Annotated in this window: 15 protein-coding genes and 1 tRNA gene; 4 read left to right on the top strand and 12 right to left on the bottom strand. The window is 52.6% G+C overall.

The window, feature by feature from the left end; genetic code table 11:
• The 6 genes from uvrA to QZN53_RS02305 form a co-directional block, all read right to left on the bottom strand.
• The coding region (uvrA, locus tag QZN53_RS02330) for an excinuclease ABC subunit UvrA (protein ID WP_163437182.1) at positions 1 to 3123 on the bottom strand (3123 nt) is incomplete at its 3' end.
• Between the two features lie 72 nt (positions 3124 to 3195).
• Complete coding sequence (locus QZN53_RS02325; protein ID WP_088627228.1) at positions 3196 to 4131, bottom strand: magnesium transporter CorA family protein; 936 nt, start codon at positions 4129 to 4131, stop codon at positions 3196 to 3198.
• A gap of 90 nt (positions 4132 to 4221) precedes the next feature.
• The gene (gene secD, locus QZN53_RS02320; RefSeq protein ID WP_163437180.1) at positions 4222 to 6867 is read right to left on the bottom strand and encodes a protein translocase subunit SecD; all 2646 of its coding nucleotides are present in this window, start codon (positions 6865 to 6867) and stop codon (positions 4222 to 4224) included.
• A gap of 205 nt (positions 6868 to 7072) precedes the next feature.
• Positions 7073 to 8332 (bottom strand): glycoside hydrolase family 13 protein, encoded by a 1260-nt coding sequence (locus QZN53_RS02315; protein WP_163437179.1) that lies wholly within the window; start codon positions 8330 to 8332, stop codon positions 7073 to 7075.
• 1 nt (position 8333) lies between these two features.
• Positions 8334 to 10307 (bottom strand): 4-alpha-glucanotransferase, encoded by a 1974-nt coding sequence (locus QZN53_RS02310; RefSeq protein WP_163437177.1) that lies wholly within the window; start codon positions 10305 to 10307, stop codon positions 8334 to 8336.
• 116 nt (positions 10308 to 10423) lie between these two features.
• Positions 10424 to 11086, bottom strand: coding sequence for a DNA alkylation repair protein (locus tag QZN53_RS02305; RefSeq protein WP_073058164.1), 663 nt, complete (start codon positions 11084 to 11086; stop codon positions 10424 to 10426).
• Positions 11087 to 11234: 148 nt separating this feature from the next.
• On the opposite strand from QZN53_RS02305, the gene QZN53_RS02300 reads away from it, so the two are divergent.
• On the top strand, positions 11235 to 11897 hold the full coding sequence (locus QZN53_RS02300; protein WP_163437175.1) for a hypothetical protein: 663 nt from the start codon (positions 11235 to 11237) through the stop codon (positions 11895 to 11897).
• A gap of 247 nt (positions 11898 to 12144) precedes the next feature.
• On the opposite strand, the gene QZN53_RS02295 is transcribed toward QZN53_RS02300, so the two are convergent.
• A tRNA-Cys gene (locus QZN53_RS02295) sits at positions 12145 to 12217 on the bottom strand.
• Between the two features lie 82 nt (positions 12218 to 12299).
• Between QZN53_RS02295 and QZN53_RS02290 the strand changes: the two genes are divergently transcribed.
• A complete protein-coding gene (locus QZN53_RS02290) occupies positions 12300 to 12812 on the top strand; it encodes a DUF374 domain-containing protein (protein WP_294651236.1) in 513 nt (170 codons plus the stop codon).
• A 54-nt stretch (positions 12813 to 12866) separates the two neighbouring features.
• Positions 12867 to 13505: a PolC-type DNA polymerase III gene (locus QZN53_RS02285; protein WP_294651233.1), complete on the top strand. Its 639-nt coding sequence runs from the start codon at positions 12867 to 12869 to the stop codon at positions 13503 to 13505.
• A 162-nt stretch (positions 13506 to 13667) separates the two neighbouring features.
• Here the strand turns inward: QZN53_RS02285 and rplI are convergent, their stop codons facing one another.
• From rplI to QZN53_RS02260, 5 genes are all read right to left on the bottom strand, one after another.
• Entirely contained in the window at positions 13668 to 14117 is a 450-nt protein-coding gene (rplI, locus tag QZN53_RS02280; RefSeq protein WP_072801475.1) for a 50S ribosomal protein L9, read from the bottom strand.
• A gap of 14 nt (positions 14118 to 14131) precedes the next feature.
• Positions 14132 to 14383, bottom strand: coding sequence for a 30S ribosomal protein S18 (gene rpsR / locus QZN53_RS02275; RefSeq protein WP_072801474.1), 252 nt, complete (start codon positions 14381 to 14383; stop codon positions 14132 to 14134).
• A complete protein-coding gene (gene rpsF, locus QZN53_RS02270; RefSeq protein ID WP_088627221.1) occupies positions 14383 to 14754 on the bottom strand; it encodes a 30S ribosomal protein S6 in 372 nt (123 codons plus the stop codon). The genes rpsR and rpsF overlap by 1 nt, the downstream gene beginning before the upstream one ends.
• A 126-nt stretch (positions 14755 to 14880) precedes the next feature.
• On the bottom strand, positions 14881 to 15714 hold the full coding sequence (locus QZN53_RS02265) for a hypothetical protein (RefSeq protein WP_163437171.1): 834 nt from the start codon (positions 15712 to 15714) through the stop codon (positions 14881 to 14883).
• Positions 15715 to 15933: 219 nt separating this feature from the next.
• Positions 15934 to 16875: an aldolase catalytic domain-containing protein gene (locus QZN53_RS02260; RefSeq protein ID WP_163437169.1), complete on the bottom strand. Its 942-nt coding sequence runs from the start codon at positions 16873 to 16875 to the stop codon at positions 15934 to 15936.
• Positions 16876 to 17246: 371 nt separating this feature from the next.
• On the opposite strand from QZN53_RS02260, the gene QZN53_RS02255 reads away from it, so the two are divergent.
• A complete protein-coding gene (locus QZN53_RS02255) occupies positions 17247 to 19379 on the top strand; it encodes a glycoside hydrolase family 9 protein (protein ID WP_163437167.1) in 2133 nt (710 codons plus the stop codon).
• Positions 19380 to 19394 lie beyond the last annotated feature (15 nt).

Below are 19394 nucleotides of genomic sequence, written 5' to 3'. Positions count from 1 at the left end.
GATGGCAATTGCCGGCGCGAGGCCCGAAATGGAATCGATGCTTCCGTGGTCAGGACGTCCGAGGAATCGGCGGGCATACGTGCTTAAAGTTTCAACGAAGCGGCGCTGGCCTTCGCTAAAGAGCGTATGGAAAGCGAGGCTCGATTTTCCGGAACCCGAAACACCCGTCACTACCGTGAGCTTGTGCCGCGGAATCGTCACATCAATGTTCTTGAGGTTATGCTTGCGGGCGCCATGCACCTCAATATCCAGCGACAAATCTTCGCCGCCTTTGAGCGTACGGTCAAAGTGATGATTTTCACCATGCTTTTTCGCAAGCACCGGCGCAAGGTACTTACCCGTCTCGGACTTCTTGCATTTGGCAATCTGCTCCGGCGTACCCGTCGCAATGATTTTACCGCCATGAATACCCGCATCCGGGCCCAAGTCGATAATCCAGTCAGCGCACTTAATCACATCCAGATTATGTTCAATAATCACGACGCTGTTACCGAGACTACGCAGGCGATTCAGGCAATCCATGAGCTTGCGGATATCTTCAAAATGCAAGCCCGTCGTCGGTTCGTCGAGCAGGTAAAGCGTCTTGCCTGTACCCGGTCGACGCAATTCAGAAGCAATCTTGATACGCTGCGCCTCTCCCCCGCTCAATGTCGTTGAAGGCTGCCCCAGAGTCAAATAGCCGAGGCCCACTTCCACCAACAAGTTCAGCGGCTGCGCAATCTTCGGGATATCCTTGAAAAATTCTGCCGCATCGGCGATGCTCAAGTCGAGAATTTCAGAAACGTTCTTGCCCTTATAATAGACTTCGCGCGTAGCATCATTAAAGCGCTTGCCGCCGCACACATCGCAAGTCACCTGCACACTCGGCAAAATATGCATGTCCACGATTTTCACACCCGCGCCTTCGCAGGCATCGCAGCGGCCGCCCTTCACGTTAAAGCTGAAACGGCTCTTGCTGTAACCTCGAATCTTGCTTTCTTCCATGCTGGCGAAAAGGTCGCGCACATCGTCCCAAATCTTGGTATAGGTCGCCGGGTTGCTTCGCGGCGTGCGGCCAATCGGCGTCTGGTCGATTTCAATCACCTTGTCGATATTCTCGAGGCCTTCCAGGTGATCGAATTTGCCGACCGGTTCTTCAGAATTGTAGAATACACGGGCCAATTCGCGGCGCAGAATCTGGTTAATGAGCGTACTCTTGCCGGAGCCCGAAACGCCCGTCACCACCGTCAGCGCACCGTCCAGCGGAATTTCCACATCGATATTCTTGAGGTTATTTTCGGCGGCACCACAAATCTTTAATTTCGGCGTATTTTTGTCAATCTTCTTGCGGGTCGCAGGAATTTCAATCGCCTTGCGGCCGCTCAAATAAGCACCCGTCAGCGAAGCCTTATTCTTCTCCAGTTCTTCGACGGTTCCCGCCGCAATCACGCGACCGCCCTCTACGCCGGCACCCGGCCCCACGTCAATCACGCAGTCCGCATGGCGCATGGTATCTTCGTCGTGTTCCACGATAATCAGGGAGTTGCCCTGCGCCCTCAAATGCTCCAACATCCCGAGCAACTTATCGTTATCGCGGGGGTGGAGCCCGATGCTCGGCTCGTCAAGCACGTAAAGCACACCCTGCAGGCCGGCGCCCACGGCACTTGCAAGCCTAATTCGTTGCGCTTCACCGCCCGAAAGCGTGGACGCCTTGCGGTTGATATTCAGGTAGCCAAGCCCCACCGCATTCAAGAACGAAAGTCGCCCGCGAATCTCCTTCAAAATTTCCTTGCCAATTCGCTTTTCCTTTTCGGACAAGTCAATTTTATTGAAGAACTCCACCGACTTCTCGACGGACCATTCCGTCATCTCGGTCAGATTCACACCATGGAACGTGACCGCATTCGCCGTGCGGTTAATTCGCGTACCATGGCATTCAGGGCAAACGCCAATCTGCATGTACTTGCGGAAGTGGAAAATGTGCCACATGTCCCACAGTTCCTGCATAATCGGGATAATGCCGCGCTCCGATTCGCTCGGCGTGCCGTACAATACGGCATCCTGCTGCGCCTTCTTGAGCTTGTTCCACGGCGTATCCAGCGAAAAATGCATCTCGTTTGCAATGTTACGCAGGTTGCGGCGACCGAAATCGCTGAAAATCAACGTACCATCATCTTTCTTGATGGTCGCGATACAGCCGTCCTTGATAGACTTCGTCTTGTCTGGGATAATCAAGTCCAAATCGAACTTGTAGCTTTCGCCCATGCCCTTACAGGCAGGGCAACGGCCCTTCGGATCGTTAAAGCTGAAGAATCGCGGTTCCAATTCCGGAATAGAAATACCACACTTCGGGCAAGCGAGCAGCGTACCCTGCAGGCGGTATTCCTCCTTCCCCTCTCCGGCGCCATCCCTGCCCGAACCACCCGCAGCCAGCAAGAAACTCACGAGCTTTCCGTCGGTCAGCTTCAACGCACCTTCCAGCGCCTCGCGCAAACGGCTCATGTTCTTGCGTTCAAGCGTCAGGCGGTCAATCACCGCCTCGATGGTATGCTTCTCGTAACGCACGAGAGCGGGAACATCTTCCAGGCGGTAAATCGTGCCGTCCACACGGGCGCGCACAAAGCCGTTTTCCTTGAGTTCGGCCAGTTCCTTGCGGTATTCACCCTTGCGCTCCTGCACAATCGGCGCCATCACCGTAATCTGCTTGTCCTCGTCGCTCACATACAAATTATCAACAATCTGGTCCACCGTCTGTGCCTGGATCACGCGCCCGCAATCAGGGCAATGCGGCACGCCCAAGCGCGCAAAAAGCAAACGGTAATGGTCCAAAATTTCTACCACCGTACCCACCGTCGAACGCGGATTACGGTTCACCGTCTTCTGGTCAATCGAAATCGTCGGCGAAATGCCGCGCACGCTTTCCACCTCGGGGTGTTTCATGCGACCAATGAACTGGCGCGCATACGCCGAGAGCGACTCCACAAAGCGGCGCTGGCCTTCCTGAAACACCGTATCGAACGCAAGACTCGACTTGCCCGAGCCCGAAACGCCGGTCACCACCACAATCGAATCACGGGGAATAGAAAGGTTCACATGGCGGAGGTTATGTTCATGCGCATCGCGGATTTCAATCGACTTAGTCATGCCGCGCAATATAGAAAAAGACGGCCTAGCCGTCTATTTTTTAGTGAACAAATGTGCAGAATATCAAGTTTTTTACTTGCGCCGCATCCAGAAGGCGAGGAACGCAAGCACCGAGAGAATACACACCGCAATAATCAACCAGAAGGCCATGGGCGAACCGACCGTCGCATCGCCATTCATACCGAAGGGCAGCTTCACGTTCATACCGAACAAGCTAGCGAAGAACGTCGGGAGCGAAATAGAAATCGTCACGATGGTCAAATTCTTCATCAGCGTGTTCACGTTGTTGCTGATGACGCTTGCGCGGGCATCCATCATGGACGTCAAAATGTTGGCGTAGATTTCAGCTTGCTGCAGGCTCTGACGGTTTTCAATCACGATATCGTCCAGCAGTTCCCGTTCGTTTTCGTTCCAGTTCAGGCTGCGGCCAATCTGCAACTTTTTCAGGAGCGTGTCGTTGCTGTTCAAGGCGCTCACGTAGTAAATCAAGCCCTTATTCAAGCTGAACATCGAAAGCAGGTACTTGTTTTCCATGGCCGTACGCAGCTTCTGTTCCAACTCGTCGTTGATGCGGTTGATAATCTTCAAGTGTTCGTTAAAGTGGAAAATAGCGTAGCTCAACACACGAAGTACAAAGGTGTTCAAGCTGTCAATTTTGGAGAAGCGCTTTTCGTCCATCACCGGAATATCGGAGTCGGTCAGCAAAAGCACCCAGTCCTTAAAAATGAAGATACCGAAAGATTCCACGCGGAACTGGAAGTTGTCGCTGGCGGAATAGTTCTTCGGCTTCTTAAACACGATGGTCGTAAAGTCGTCGTCGTATTCGATACGGGAAAGTTCGTCCGAGTCGAATGCGGAGGCTATCGTATGTTCCGTGATTTCGTACTCTTTAACGAGCACGCTACGTTGCTCTTGGCTCAAGGAACCCATCATCACGATGTCGGCGCTGTCTTCGTTCGGGGCACTAGCGAGGCGACCCGATTCGATCTTGTAGTACTTCTTGAGCATAGGAGCCCCCTTTATCGAACGGGGTCTAATATAGAAAAAACCTCGGCAAAACCGAGGTTTTTTAAAGCTTTTTTTGAGTTTAGTGCTAAATTACACACCCTTCTTGAAGCGCTTGCTCCACCACAGAACGATCGGAGAGCAGATGCACACAGAAGAGTAGGTACCGATAAGGATACCGAAGCACTGGACCAAGCCGAAGTCGCGGATGGAAGAACCACCCATCACAGCGAGGATCACGCACACGAACAAGGTCGTGAGAGAGGTCACCATGGTACGGCTGAAGCACTGGTTCATAGACTTGTTGATGGTTTCGGCGAAGTTGCTGGAACCATACACGGCAGTGTTTTCACGAATACGGTCGAAGTTCACGATAGTGTCGTTCACAGAGTAACCGATCATGGTGAGGAGCGAGGCAATCAAGGCGCCATCGAAGGAAAGACCGAAGGCAGAGATGAAGCCGAGCGTAATCACGGTATCGTGCACCAGGCCGAGCACGGCAGCGACACCGAAGCCGAGACCGAACTTACCGAAGCGGAACCACACGTAAATCAGAATGCCGAGCCATGCGAGAATCACAGAAAGGATTGCGTTGAAGCGGAGTTCCTTACCGATGGTCGGACCCACATTGTCCTTAGCGACGATTTCGCACTTCTGACCGGCCTTTTCGAAGGCCTGAGCCATCTTAACTTCGAACTGGGCGTCGTCAGAGGCGCGCATGCTAATCTGGTAAGAGTTAGCAGAAGTACCACCGAGGGTACGGACCTTCGTGCCAGAGATGCCGGCGGCAGAGAGAGCCTTGCTCAAATCCTTTTCATGCTTTTCGCTATCCTGGTACTGCACGGTATAAACCTGACCACCAGTGAAATCGATGCTGAAGTCAAAGCCCTTGATAGCGATGAAGGCGATAGAAGCAACAATGAGGATCAAGGAAACGAGGCCGAAACGACGGCGGTTCGGAATGATCTGGAGGTTAGCTTCGTTGATAGCCTTGAAGCCGCCACCGATAGAAAGGGTCGTAGCGTCGCGCTTAGCAAGCTTCCAATCCAAGATGGAGCGGGTCACCGTGATAGCGCAGAACAAGGAGGTCAAAATACCAATCGTAAGAGTAAGACCGAAACCCTTCACAGAACCGGTACCAATCTTATAAAGGATAAGGCCGGTAAGCACGGTGGTCAAGTTGGAGTCCAAGATGGCACCGAAGGCGCGTTCGTAACCCTTGGCCACAGCGGCGCGGGCGGTCAGGCCGTTCTTGAGTTCTTCACGGATACGTTCGTAAATAATCACGTTGGCGTCGAGAGACATACCGACCACGAGGATGAAGCCTGCGATACCCGGCAAGGTCAACGTAGCGTTAAACACAGACATCACGGCGGCGGTCACCAAAGTGTTGATCACCATACCGAAGCTTGCAATCAAACCACCGAGGCGGTAGTAAGCAACCATGAACACCAAGCAGAGGATAAGACCGATAGCACCGGAACCGAAGCCCTGCACAATGTTTTCTTCACCGAGGGTTGCACCCACGCTACGGCTTTCAATAATCTTCATCGGGGCCTTCAGGGCACCAGCGCGGAGCACCACGGAGAGGCGGTTAGCTTCAGCCATGTCGTCGAGACCCGTAATCTGGGCTTCGCCGTTCGGGATACGGTCGCGGATCACCGGAGCAGAAATCACCTGGTTGTCGAGCACGATAGCCATCTGCTTGCCAATGTTTGCGGCAGTCACAGCAGAGAACTTTTTCGGACCGATACCACCGAACTTGAGGCTCACAGCCACTTCACCGGCGCTCACACCGTCAGACACGCGGTACGGACGGGCATCGACCACATCGTCACCGGCCATTTCAGCGCGGCGCTTGAGGAGGTAAAGACGCTTGGCCTTGATCTTGGAATCACGCTGCACCGGTTCGAGACCGCTGCCGAAAGCGAAAGCAACATCGCGCGGAATCAGCTTCTGCACACCTTCGGTGGCGAGGAGCTTCTTGACCTTTTCGACATTTTCTTCAGCGATAAAGCCACCGTTACCAAAGCTCATGTAGTAAGCGGAAAGGGCAACGCCGACCTCAGATGCCGGTTGAGCCTCGACTGCAGCAGAATCCTTGGCGGAATCGGTAGCAGCGACTTCAGCGGCAGGAGCCTTACCGAGCAATTCGTCATCGGAAAGGGCCTTAGTCGTATCCTTGGCGGAATCAACCTTAGCGACCGAAGAATCCTTGGCGGTAGAATCCGTTGCGGCGGAGTCAGCCACGATATCGGTCGTCTGGCGGGTCAGGTACTGGTCGATGAGGCCAACAACCTGCGTAAACTTTTCAGCTTCGGCCAGGATCTTGAATTCGAGCTTAGCGGTCGAACCCACGAGAGCCTTTGCAGTGGAGTCATCCACGCCTGCCAGTTCAACCACGATTCGGTCGTCGCCGGACGGAGAAATCTGCGGTTCAGAAAGACCGTACTGGTCAACGCGGTTACGGATGATTTCGAGGGACTGTTCCTGAATGTCCTTGATATCGTCGCCCTTGACGTTCGACTTGTCGATTTCGAGCGTAATGGCCGTACCGCCAGCAAGGTCCAAACCGAAGTTAATGGACTTGGATCCAATCTTCGGATTTTCCTTGAGGAAGGTCTGCTTTTCTTCGCCCTTCTTGGTGTGAACCTGGATAGAAGGCCATACCGTGTAGGCCGACAAAACAATGACTAGGAGAATAATCAGTTCTCGCATGCCGAATTTTTTCTTATTCATTTGTAATCCCTATAAGGCATTATTCAGTAAGTTTTGCGCGCAAAGATAGAAAAAGTTGTGCCATCATGTCTTCCCGGCCTTGAGCCGAGATCTCCTTTTTTCGTCGAAAAGAAGAGTTTTTCTTTTAAATTGGAGAAAACTCCAGCCCACTGTCATGCCGGGCTCAGACCCGGCACCTCCTTTGATGCATGAAAAAAGGAATATTTCAAACAATGTTGAATTTAAAATCAGTGCCGTCTTGCAGCACAACGAGCGTCATCGTCTTTTTACCGAGGGTACGCTCGATGGCAAATCCGTTGTCAGCAGAGCGGATTTCGAGCGTGCCGTCGCGAAGCACCGCATTCTTGTTGCGGAGTGCAATCATTTGTTTAATAAACTCGTATAACGGCTTGGCCTGCATCTCGGCCAGCTTGCTCCACGGTACGCTACGGCGGTTGTCAGGATCCTTGCCGCCCTTCATCGAAAGTTCTTCGCCATAATAAATACACGGTGCACCCGGCAAGAAGAACAGGATCGCATACGCGAGCTTGATTCGTTCAAGGCTTGCGCAAGGTTGCGACATCAGGCGCGTGGTATCGTGGCTCCCGAGCAGGTTCATGGGAATATCGCCGCGACCTTCAGGGAATGCGCGACTCATACGTTCGCCAAACTCCTTGATCGAAATCGGATTTTCGTCGAACAGGAACTGCATCGCCGCCTTGCGGAACATGTAATTCATCACGCCATCAAATTGGTCGCCCTTCAGCCAGCGAATCGGGTCATCCCAAATCTCGCCCACAATGTAGGCATCCGGATTCACCGCCTTTACGCGGCGGCGGAATTCCTGCCAAAAGCTATCGTCGTCAATTTCATTCGGAACATCGAGGCGCCAGCCGTCAATGCCGCGCTTCATCCAGTACTCGCCAACCGAGAAAAGGTATTCGCGCACATCGGGACAGTCCGTATTGAACTTCGGGAGCGCCGGAAAGTTCCACCAGCATTCGTAATTGGGTTTGTCGGTATAGGCGTTCAGCGGCCAGCCCTTCACATGGAACCAGTCCACATACGGCGAATGCTCGCCCAATTCCATGAGGCTATTGAACTGGAAGAATCCGCGGGAGCAATGGTTGAACACGCCATCCAGAATCACGCGCAGCTTTAGCTTGTGCGCCTTCTTGACCAAGCGATCAAAATCTTCGAGCGTGCCGAGCACCGGGTCAATCTCGAAGTAGTCTACCGTGTGGTAACGATGATTCGAATTGCTCTTGAAAATCGGGCACAGGTAAATCGCGTTGACACCCAAGCCCGCAATGTATTCCAGCTTGTCTTCGATGCCCGCGAGGTTCCCGCCGAACATGTTTTCGCGAGTGGGCTTGCTCCCCCACTCCACGAACTTGCCTACTGCATGGTAACGCCCCGAACGGCAAAACCGGTCCGGAAAAATCTGATAAAAGATCGCGTCTTTAACCCAAGCAGGAGCGAACATCCTAGATATTCCACATCGGGCGGCGCTTGCGCACATCCACGAGCATGCGGATTTCAGAGGCAAGCGACGAGTAATCCATCAGTTCTTCCACAGAACACGGCATGCGGTAGCACCAGTTCTTGCCACCCACCGTACCCGGCACGTTCACGCGTTCTTCTTCGGGCGCGCACTTGGAAAGGCTTGCCGAAAGGGCGAAGTAGTCTTGCACCGGCAAAATGCAGAATAAGCTGTTCGCCGTAAACACGTGGCTCAAAATCGCACGGGCCACCGACGGCGTCACCTCTTCAGGTGCATTGCCCGGCAGGTGTGCATGCGACCAGTACAGGTTGCGGTCAAAATCAGGTTCCTTCCAGAGTCCACGCAGGCTAGAAGTATCGTGGCAGCTCGTGGCGCACACAGACAGGCGCGGGTATTCGTCCATTTCGTAGTACGGCGAATACGGAGCATTCCAATTACGGGCCCAGCGTTCAATGCGCAGCGACAGGATGTTGAGCTTTTTGAGCACGGCAGGCACGCAAGGCGGCACGGCACCCAAATCTTCGGCGCAGACCAACATATCGGTTTCCTGCGAAAGCACCGTCAAAAGCTTGGTGGCATTGGCATCCCACAAACCATTCTGGGAATTCTCGTTTTCCTTGATCAGGTTACGCAGCTTTTCCTGTTCGTAATCAGGCAAGGTAAAGAGCACCGGTGCGTTGTACCAGTACCAATACGGGTAGAAATTGTTTTCGTCGCCCGAGGGCACAAACACGCGGTTCCAGTAAACCTTGAGCAGTTTGTCCTTGACCTCTTGCGGTTCGTTCATGCCAAGGATAGCCTTTTCGGAACTGTATTCCGGCTTGAGGATCAGGCGGTCCGGATGACCTTCGAGCTGGGTAAAGCAAACCGGAGCGAGGCGGTCGGCATCGGCGCCCAGGAATTCGCGCAGCTGGTCAAAGCCGTAATTCGGGCGGCGCAGGTATTCCAGCGTTTCGCGCATAAAGCCTGCAGCAGCGAGCTTGTCGTAAGTGAGCGGCACGCACGGGTTAAAGTAACCCAGAATGCCAGTCACTTCTTGCTGCGGAATCGACCAAATGCGGAAGAATCCAAGCACGTGGTCAATACGGTAAGCATGGTAGAACTTGCTTGCCTGAGCCAGGCGACGGCGCCACCATACAAAGTTGTCCTTTTCGATCACGTCCCAACGGTATGTCGGGAAGCCCCAGTTCTGGCCGGTATAGCTGAACATGTCAGGAGGAGCGCCCGCGCGGTCATCCAGCGAGAAGTACTTGCGGTCGGCCCACACATCGGCACTGTCTTCGTTAATCAGAATAGGAATGTCACCCTTGATGCGGACTCCCATTTTAGAAACTTCGGCTACGGCAGCGCTGAACTGCTTTTCGGCTTCGAACTGCATCCAGGCCTGGAACAGATTGTCCTTCAGGAATTTTTTCCAGAGGGCCTCGATATCTTTTTCGGTCGGATCGCGGTAATTCTTCCAGTCCTTCCAACTTCTTTCATCGTTCTGGGCCTTGAGGGTGCAGTACACGCAATACGGTTTTGCCCAAGTATTGTCGTCGATCCAGCGCTGCAACACCTTGTCTTTTTTCAGGTCGTCGTAACGGTTGTCAAAAATCTTGCGCAGAATCAAGCGCTTCCAAGTCGAGATATTGTAGTAGTCAATCTTGCCGTACTTTTCGAAATCGGCCTTGCCCGCCTGGATTTCGTCTTCGTATTCCGAAGAACCTTCGACAGACTGCACGTTAATGAACACCGGGTTCAAGGCAAAGGCGCTGCGAGCACTATAGGGGCTCGACTCGGCACCCGTGTCGTTCACCGGCAAAAGCTGAATAATATTGAAATCACAAAAAGCGGTCCAGCGGGCAAACGGAATCAGGTCCAAGAATTCACCGATACCAATGCTCTGCTTGCTGTAAAGGCTAAAGAGGGGAACGGCCACGCCGCTCTGGAAAAATGAAATGTCACCGTAACGCATGGTGTAAATTTAGTTTTTCAACAAAAATCTTAAATGGGCAACGAAAGAAATTGCATAAAAAAAACCTTCCCGTAAGATTTACAGGAAGGCTGCTTAAAAGATGTTTCTTTATTCGTTTAGATCAGACGGAGGATTTCCTGGGCGGTCTGCTCGGCAAAGGTGTTGTCCTGCACAAAGCGACGAACCTCGGTCGGGTTGATTCGGGCGTATTCCGAAAGGGCACGACCGATACCGTTCCTGATGTAGTAATCGTCGTCCTTGGCGCAAGTCAGGCAGAACTGTCTGAGCAGCGGCCAGTCGGTACGATCCTTGTACTGAATCTGGAAAATGATCGCACTGCGGCGCACCCACACGTTCGGGTCGCGGATCCAGGAGGCAATCTTGGAACGGAGCGCCGGGAGGCGGAGCGCCAAGTCACCCAGGACGCAAGCGGCGAGCGTATCGACGGTATCGCGCCAGGCACGGGTCTTGATTAACTTTTTAAGGAAGGCAAGGTGCTGTCCACCGAGCAGAACTCTGTGGCGGAACAGGTAGTCGCAAGCCGCATACTGGATTTCACGATACGGCTGTGCCCACATGTCCTCAACCCTAGCCACCAATTCGTCACCATCTTTCGGAGGATACTTGTCGAATATGGGGTAGGTCACCTCACGGCGGGGAACAAGGCGAATTCCAAGGAAATCGAACTGTTCTCGAGCCTTCTTAGACATTTCATGTGCTTCTTCTTCATTGGAGATAGCACGGAGAGCAAGTAATATTTCTTGAGTAAACCGAAGCATGTATAACAAAAATAGTCCAAAAAAAATTTTTTTTCTAGGTCTTGACAAGCATTTTTTTCAATTTTTTTTAAATTTGGGTCGCATTTTTTACAATAAAATGACTTTTTCCACTCTTGACAGGCCCTCAAAGGGCGAAAAATCGGGTTTTATGGATCAGAATTTGTCTAACATTGCGCTCCAAATTATCGAAGTTCCGCCGGAACTCCGCGGCCTCACCGACGAAGAAATCATCCAGAATTCCGAAAGAATCAAGAAGGATTTCAGCGGCAAGCGCAAGAACGGAGCCGCCAGGCCCTCCAAGAAAGACCGCCTCGCCCAGAAGCAGCAGAAGGAATACCAAGAAGCCCAGAACATCGCCAACGAGATTTTCGGCTCTATTCCCAAGCAAAGCGACCTGTACTTCAAGCCCAAGACCGCCCTTCCGGGAATCCCGGCATTGAGCGAACTTCCGCCCGAAAAGCAGAAAATGCTGAGCACCGCCTTCACGCAAGAAAGCCCGAGTTTTTCGAGCTACAAGCTTAAAGAGGCGACCTTGAACAGCGCCCCCAAGTCCATGATTTCGGAAACCCCGAAGCCCGCCTCGGGCCGCGTACTCAAGGCATCATTTGGCATCAAGGGAGGCGACAAGCCCAAGGCCGTGATTGTGTCGGCAGCAGACCTCGCCAAGCAAAAGGCCGAAGAACGCGCCAAGAAGATTCAGAACTTCTTTAAGGCAAAGCACCCGGAAGCAACCGTGATGCCTGACGGCACTCCCGTAAAACGCGGCCGTGGCCGTCCCCGGAAAAATCCTATAGACCATTCGGCTCTATAACATTCATTAAACGTGACATCGCCTCGCTCCCACCTAAAGGTGGCCATGTACACTAAGGCCTTACCCAAAGGGCATAACTCCACTAAGTGCTAAAGCACTAAGAGTCGTATAAAAGGCCAAGTGTCCAAAGGTCGCAACCGCCCCTAGTTAATACTAGGGGCTTTGTTGCTCACGAATACCGCTCAATTCTACAGCGATTATAAACAGAATCAAAAAACTCCTTCTCGGGGTGAGAAGGAGTTTTGAGAGGCAACGATCAGACTCGAACTGATGAATAAGGCTTTTGCAGAGCCGCCCCTTACCAACTTGGGTACGTCGCCAAAGTGAAACGCAATATAGGTAAATTTATCCCCTTTTTCAAGGGCAAACCGGGCATTTTTTGCATTTTTTTATCTTTTATGCATGGCTAAACCCGCTTTCAAGGTCAGGTTCAAGGCATTTCTTGTAACCCTCTGGATTAAAAGCCTTCGCATCAGGCTCAAAACGCCCGAGTCGTTTGCTCCGGGAATCCTTGGAGTGTGGCATCAAGATCTACTCGCGAGTGCCGCCGCCTTTAAAAACTGGGGCGTGCACACACTCGTTTCTGAGTCCAGCGACGGCGACCTTTTCGCGACCATCGTACAAAATCTCGGCTACAGTGTCACACGCGGTTCGAGCACCCACGGCGCCACCAACGTACGCCACCTGCTTACACCGCTCCGCGAAGGCCGCTTTGTAGGCATGGCTCTCGATGGCCCTCGCGGACCGGCAGGCGTAGTCAAAAAAGGCTCGCTCTGGCTTTCCAAAACAAGCAACACTCCCCTATGGCAAATCAGCGCCAGGTACGGCGCGCACATCACGCTAAAAACATGGGATAAATTTGTTTTGCCCCTGCCGCTGACACGTATTGACATCGAAATTAAATTATCTTTGTGACTGCAAATATACCAAGGTGATAACTCATTAACTAAGGAATGAATCGTGATTTTAATGCCCCCGAAATTTGTCGCCTTCGACCTTGAAACTACAGGTCTTAACAACCAGAAAGATGAAATCATTGAAATCGGTGCCGTCAAGTTCACCGTCGAAACCAAGAACGGCAAAGTCGTGCCTAAGCTGCTCGGCGAACTCGAAACCTTCGTAAAGCCGAACATGATGATTCCGGCCGAAGCCTCTGCCGTGAACCACATTTACGACAGCGACGTGCAAGACGCCCCCGCCGTTGGCGACGCCATCAAGAAGTTCACCGAATTCTGCGGCCAGAGCTCTATTCTGCTCGCCCATAACGCAAACTTCGACGCAAGCTTTTTGCGCGTGGCCTACAAGAACAACCCGCAGCTGGTGCCCGGCAACCCGGTCATCGACTCCCTCGCTATTTCCAAGGCGATCCTCCCTGAAGCCAGTTCCCACAAGCTCGGCATCTTGGCCAACATGTTCCAGCGCCGCGACGAAATCAGCATGAAGATAGAATCCGACAAGATGCACCGCGCCGTTTACGACTGCCTGATGCTCATGGAAGTGTTCGTGGCCCTGCTCCGCCGCCGCTTCAAAGAGAAAGACTGGGAAATGGCCAGCATCATGAAGAACATGGAAAAGTACAAGGGCATTCCCCAGTTCATCAACAAGTAATTTTCTACCAAAATTTAAACAGCATGCGGTCATTCATTTGTCCGCATTTTTTGTTATAAACGTCAAAAGCCCGGCGGCGCCTGCCTTAAAAAAGTTTACGCAAAAAAAAAGAACCGCCCCCGAAGGAGCGGTCCGAAAGATTTCTAGTGATTTAGAAAAGACTTATGCCTTCTCTGCAACCACCCAAACCTTGACCTGAGCTTCAACGTCGCTGAAGACCTTGATCGTCACGGTGTAAACACCGAGCTGCTTGATCGGTTCTTCGAGAGCAACCTGAGCACGGGTAACCTTAACGCCCTGCTTGGTGATGGCGTCAGCGATGTCAGAAGCGGTCACAGAACCGTACAGACGTTCGCCTTCCACAACGCGGCGTTCGAGGTTAACAGAAATCTGAGAAAGCTTAGCAGCTACATCGCCAGCGGCAGCGAGTTCCTTCTGGAACTGAGCTTCAACGGCAGCGCGGTTGTTTTCGATTTCGAGCTTGGCTTCCTTAGTAGCACGAACAGCGAGCTTGCGCGGGAAGAGGTAGTTACGGGCATAGCCGTCCTTAACCTTCACGACGTCAAGCATCTTGCCCAAGTGGGGAACGTTGGCCTTAAGAATAATTTCCATAGTCTAGTTCCTCCTTAGCGCAGACTGTCCGAAACGAACGGGAGAATAGCCATCTGACGGGCACGCTTGATAGCTTCGTTCAGCATACGCTGATACTTGGCGGAGGTGCCAGAAATGCGGCGAGGAATGATCTTACCACGTTCAGAGATAAAGCGACGAAGAGTCTTTTCGTCCTTATAGTCAATGAACTTGATGTTGTTTTCCGTGAACCAGCAAGTCTTCTTGCGGCGGATACGGGTTGCCTGCTTCTTATCTTCAAAAGCCATTATTCAGCCTCCCCTTCTTCTGCGTCAACCGGGATGATATCTTCGGTGGACTGGGTCTGAGTTTGGTCATAAACAATTTCGCTCATCGGATAATCAGCGAGAGTCATCCAGCGGAGAACGTTTTCGTTCAGCTTAAGAGCGGCTTCCACAGAGGCGACCGTAGCGGCTTCAGCCTTGTAGTAGAAGATCACGTAAAAGCCATGCTGGCGCTTCTTGATGGTGTAAGCGAGCTTGCGCTTGCCCCAATCGTCGCGGCGGAGGATTTCGCCGTTGCCTTTGGTGATGTTGGCGGCGATAGTCTCGATTTCGGCCTTGATAGCGTCGTCAGAGATCATAGCGTCGATGATCACCATCGTTTCGTATTGTCTCATATAATGAGTCCCTTTGGTCTATCGCCCGGGAAACCGACATTGGCCCCGGGAGGGTTCCGATAAAAATCGGTGCACCAAATATAGAAAATCGGGATTTAGGTGTCAAACCTCGGAGGCAGGTCTACCCTACGCCCCGAACTGAATTCCCAGGAAAAAGGTGTTCGACCACCCGTCAATATCCTTGTTGAAGGCCTTTTGGGCCCCCACTTCAAACGAAATCCAGGTCGAACGGAGCGTCCGCTTGGCCCAGGGCCACACTTCGCGCAGGTTAAAGGCAACCCCCGGAACCACGTTCAGCAGGAATTCCTTGGTAAAGTTGTATTCCACATGAACTTCGCCGGTCAGGCCGAACAAATCCGACAGGTCATACCCGCCGCCCAGCGCAAGCCCGATAGAAAAACCGTCCAGCGTAAAAAGTTTTTGGCAGTCGTCATTTTTGACTTCTACGGAATCCACATCGGCTTCGTCATCTTCGGCATCGTCATCCCACCAGTAATGCTGCCGCTGTTCCGAGGCAGTCTTCTTTCCGCGCACCTGCTTTCTAAACGCCGAGATACTCGTATTTTCAAAACCCAGAAGCGGCGAAGCATACAAGTCGAACTCTTCGGACGCCATGTGGAACCTGACATTCAGGCGGTACCGCTGGTAAACGATCATCGCGTCGCGGTCGAGGTCGCCCCCGAAAAAGAGCGCACTGACTCCCCCGCTTATCCAATCTTTATAAAAGTACTCAAGCTGTGCCTGCCAGGCGCCCATGCAGTCGCATTCGTCCAGCGGGTCGTACACGCCAAAGCCAAGCCCGAACGAAAGTCCCTGTTCCATGTAGGCGGTCTGCCCCGGCAAGGGAACCGTGCTGATTTCGGACAACTTATTCTCTGATTCAAGCGAGTCTACGCCGTCTGCCGCAAACGAGACAGACAACCCAAATACAAGTACAATCAGCAGGAATAAGTAGCGCACAGGTATAAGCTAGTAAAAAAACAAAGGGGGAAGAATCCCCCTCGTTACAATCGCAGCCCTGCTGCGTTTTCCACTACCCCTTCTCCTAGGGCTCCGCCCTAAGACCCGGATAGTTTATCGCAATGCTAGGCTTATTAGTCGTTGGTCTCGCTACGCGAGCCCATGACTCGTCGGCTCGGTCATAGGAACAAGCAAGCTTGTTCCTGCGACGCTCGCCTCCTAGTCATTCATCATATGATTATAGAACTTGGTGTAGTTGTCCTTGTCTTCGGTCTTGCGGATGGCGATGGCATCTTGCGGGTGACGGTTTAGCATACCCGTAATCATCTGCGGAATGATGTAGCCCCATTCGTACTTTTCCTTAAGCGGCAAGAACAGTTCCTGGTAGGCATCAAGCACCGGACGAAGGTCGTACTTCGGGTTCTTGAGGAATCCGAGCAAGAGTTCGGTGGTGCAGTTGCCGGCGCCGCGGCCCATGCCAGACACGGAACCGTCGAGGTAATCCACATGGTCAATGATTGCCTGAATCGTGTTGGAGAAGGCCAGCTGCTGGTTGTTGTGGCCATGGAAGCCAAATTTCTTGCCCTTTACGATACCGCGGTAGCGGGTAATTTCCTTATCGATGTCTTCCTGGTAGAATGCGCCGAAGCTGTCCACCAAGTAAAGCACGTCGGCCTTGCATTCTTCGTTCACCTGGTGCAGGGCTTCATCCAGTTCCGGGCCACGGTCACGGCTCACGGCCATGATGTTGAGGGTGGTTTCGTAACCCATGTCGTGGAAGGCGTTCACCATTTCGATACCCTTGTCGATGTTCTTCACGTAGCTTGCCACGCGGAACATCTGATACGGGCTTTCGCTGGCGGGCTTCACGGCGTCCATGTTCACGCGGCCAACGTCAGCCATCACAGCCATCTTGATCTTGGAATCGATACCGTCTTTCACCTTCCAGAGCAAATCGTCATCGCAGAACTTCCACGGACCGTATTCCTTGGGGTCAAAGAGATCCGGAGAGTTCTTGTAACCCATTTCCATATAGTCCACACCGGCGGCAGACAGGAGGGTGTAAAGGCGACGCACAAATTCGAGGGAGAAGTCGTGCTTGTTGACCAAGCCACCATCGCGGATGGTGCAGTCCAAAACTTTGATGCTTTCGTAGTACATAGTGACTATCCTTTTTTTGTTTTCGCGAGCAAATGTAACTCAATAAAGCCGAAGAATCAACAGCCCACAAAGAAACAGTTCAAAAAAGAGCGTTTTTAACGCATTTTTAGCGTAATATATAAATAATTCAGCCAATACCAAGCACTTAGAGAAGTTCACAACCCATCAAAATAGGCAAAGGGCGGCCCCTTTTCTAAAGCAAGAAGATTATTTCCGAATAGGCTCAATCACCCTGCCAGTCATATTTAACGCAAATTTTGCGTATTTAATTAAAATCAAGTTACACAGCCAACCCGTTTTCGCTTTGATTCAAAGCACATCTTTTTGACACTTGTTTGGAAATTCCCCTCACATAAATTATATTCAACCCCATGAAAAAATTTTCCAAGCCAACCCTCCTTACGGCATCGCTCGCCACGTGCGCTTTTGCCTCAAACACATTCTTTATCAACGAGGCCGGTTACGACAACGACAAACCGGTTTCTATCGTGGTGCAAAGCACCGACGAACTCGAAGGCACCGAATGGACACTTTGGTTCGACCCCGAAGACGGCTCGACCGGATCTCCCGTAGCAACGGAGAAATTCGGCAAAGGCGTAAACCCGGACAACTGGGCTAAAAGCGGAAAATACTATTTCATCGACCTGACCCAGGTGCTTCCCACATACACCACAGCCTTGCCTGCCAACCCCGTCGTAGAACCGGGACACTTTCACATAGAAGTGGCTACAGGCAGCCCGACAGCATCAAACAAGTTTTATGTGGGTGAAAAAACTCTCGCCCAAAAGACCCTTGCGATGGTCATGGATTACTTCTACAACGATCGCGCCGACAAGGCCCCCATTAACGAATGGGACCAGAAGGTTCCCGTTTACGGCAAAGACAACGTCACGCGCGATGTTCACGGCGGTTGGTATGACGCAAGCGGCGACGTGAGCAAGTACCTGAGTCACCTTTCTTACGCAAACTACCTGAACCCGCAGCAGATTCCCTTGACGGTGTGGTCGCTCGCATTCGCAGCAGAACGCATTCCGACGCTGCTGGCATCGACAAGCACCAAGGCAAAGACCGCAGAAGAAGCCGCCTACGGCGCGGACTTCTTGGTACGCATGCTGGACGAACAGGGATTCTTCTACATGACTGTGTTCGACAACTGGGGCATGGGGAGCCGCTACCTGTGTGCCTTTAGCGGCGACGACGGCAAAAAGAGCAGCAATTACCAGACGGCATTCCGCGAAGGCGGCGGTATGGCAATTGCAGGCCTTGCCCGCGTGGCAGCTCTCCGAGTAAATGGCGACTACACCAGCGAACAATACCTTGAAGCAGCCGAAAAAGCCTACGCCCACCTGTCCGAAAAGCAGAGCATCGGCGGAAACTGCGCCTACTGTGACGACGGCAAGGAAAATATCATCGACGACTACACGGCACTCCTTGCGGCAACCGAACTGTATGCGGCAACGGGAAAAGACAAATATTTGCTCGACGCGGACAAGCGCGCCGAAAGCCTCTCGGGACGTCTGAGCAAAGATGGCTATTTCTGGAGCGACGATGACAAGACGCGCCCGTTCTGGCACGCGAGCGATGCGGGACTCCCGCTCATCGCCCTCATCCGATATGCCGAAGTCGGATTGCTGTTCTGTACCGGAGGACGTTGCAATTCCCTGGATGTCGGCGACACCATCAAAAAGCACTACGACTGGCTACTCAGCATTACGGACAAGGTCGAGAACCCGTTCGGTTACGCTCGCCAGGCATACAAGACTGGCGGAGAGATCAAGGAAGGATTCTTTATTCCGCACGATAACGAGAGTGGCTACTGGTGGCAAGGCGAAGACGCCCGTATCGCAAGTCTTGCGGCCGCTGTAGCATACGCCACCCACTCGATGCACAAAATCGAAGGTCACGATGGCGGAGACAAGTATGCAGCAAACCAGCTCGACTGGATTTTAGGCAAGAACCCCTACGGCGTGAGCATGATGTACGGCATCGGCAAGAAGAACCCGGCCAAGTACGACGGCACCTCCGATTACGACGCCACCCTCGAGGGCGGTATCGCGAACGGCATTACCGGCAAGAACAAGGACGGCTCGGGAATCGCTTGGGATGACGATGGCGTTGAATATGTGGGTTTCCCTTACGACGAACCTTGGCACAACTGGCGCTGGGTGGAACAGTGGCTGCCGCACAGCACCTGGTACCTGATGGCCCTCGCCACCCGTTATGACGAGAAATCGATTGAAATCGACTCCTTTGGAAGCGCCATTCCCAAGTCCAATATTGCAAAGGCGCAGTCGTTCGACGTTCGTCTGCAGGGCCGCACTCTCGCGGTCAACGCCGCAGGCGTACGTGCCTCAAGCGTAGAACTCTTCACGCTGAACGGTTCCAAAATCGCAAGCAGCCCGCTGACCGCCGGCAAGGCAACGCTCAAGCTCGACAACGTGCAGAGCGGAATCTACATGGTCAAAGTCAACGGCCTTGCCGCAAAGAAGATCGCGATAAAGTAAAAGAGGGGCGAACGC

The sequence above is a fragment of the uncultured Fibrobacter sp. genome (assembly GCF_900316465.1).
In the GTDB taxonomy this organism is placed as follows: Bacteria; Fibrobacterota; Fibrobacteria; order Fibrobacterales; family Fibrobacteraceae; genus Fibrobacter.
This window is presented reverse-complemented; position numbering and strand designations above follow the sequence as displayed.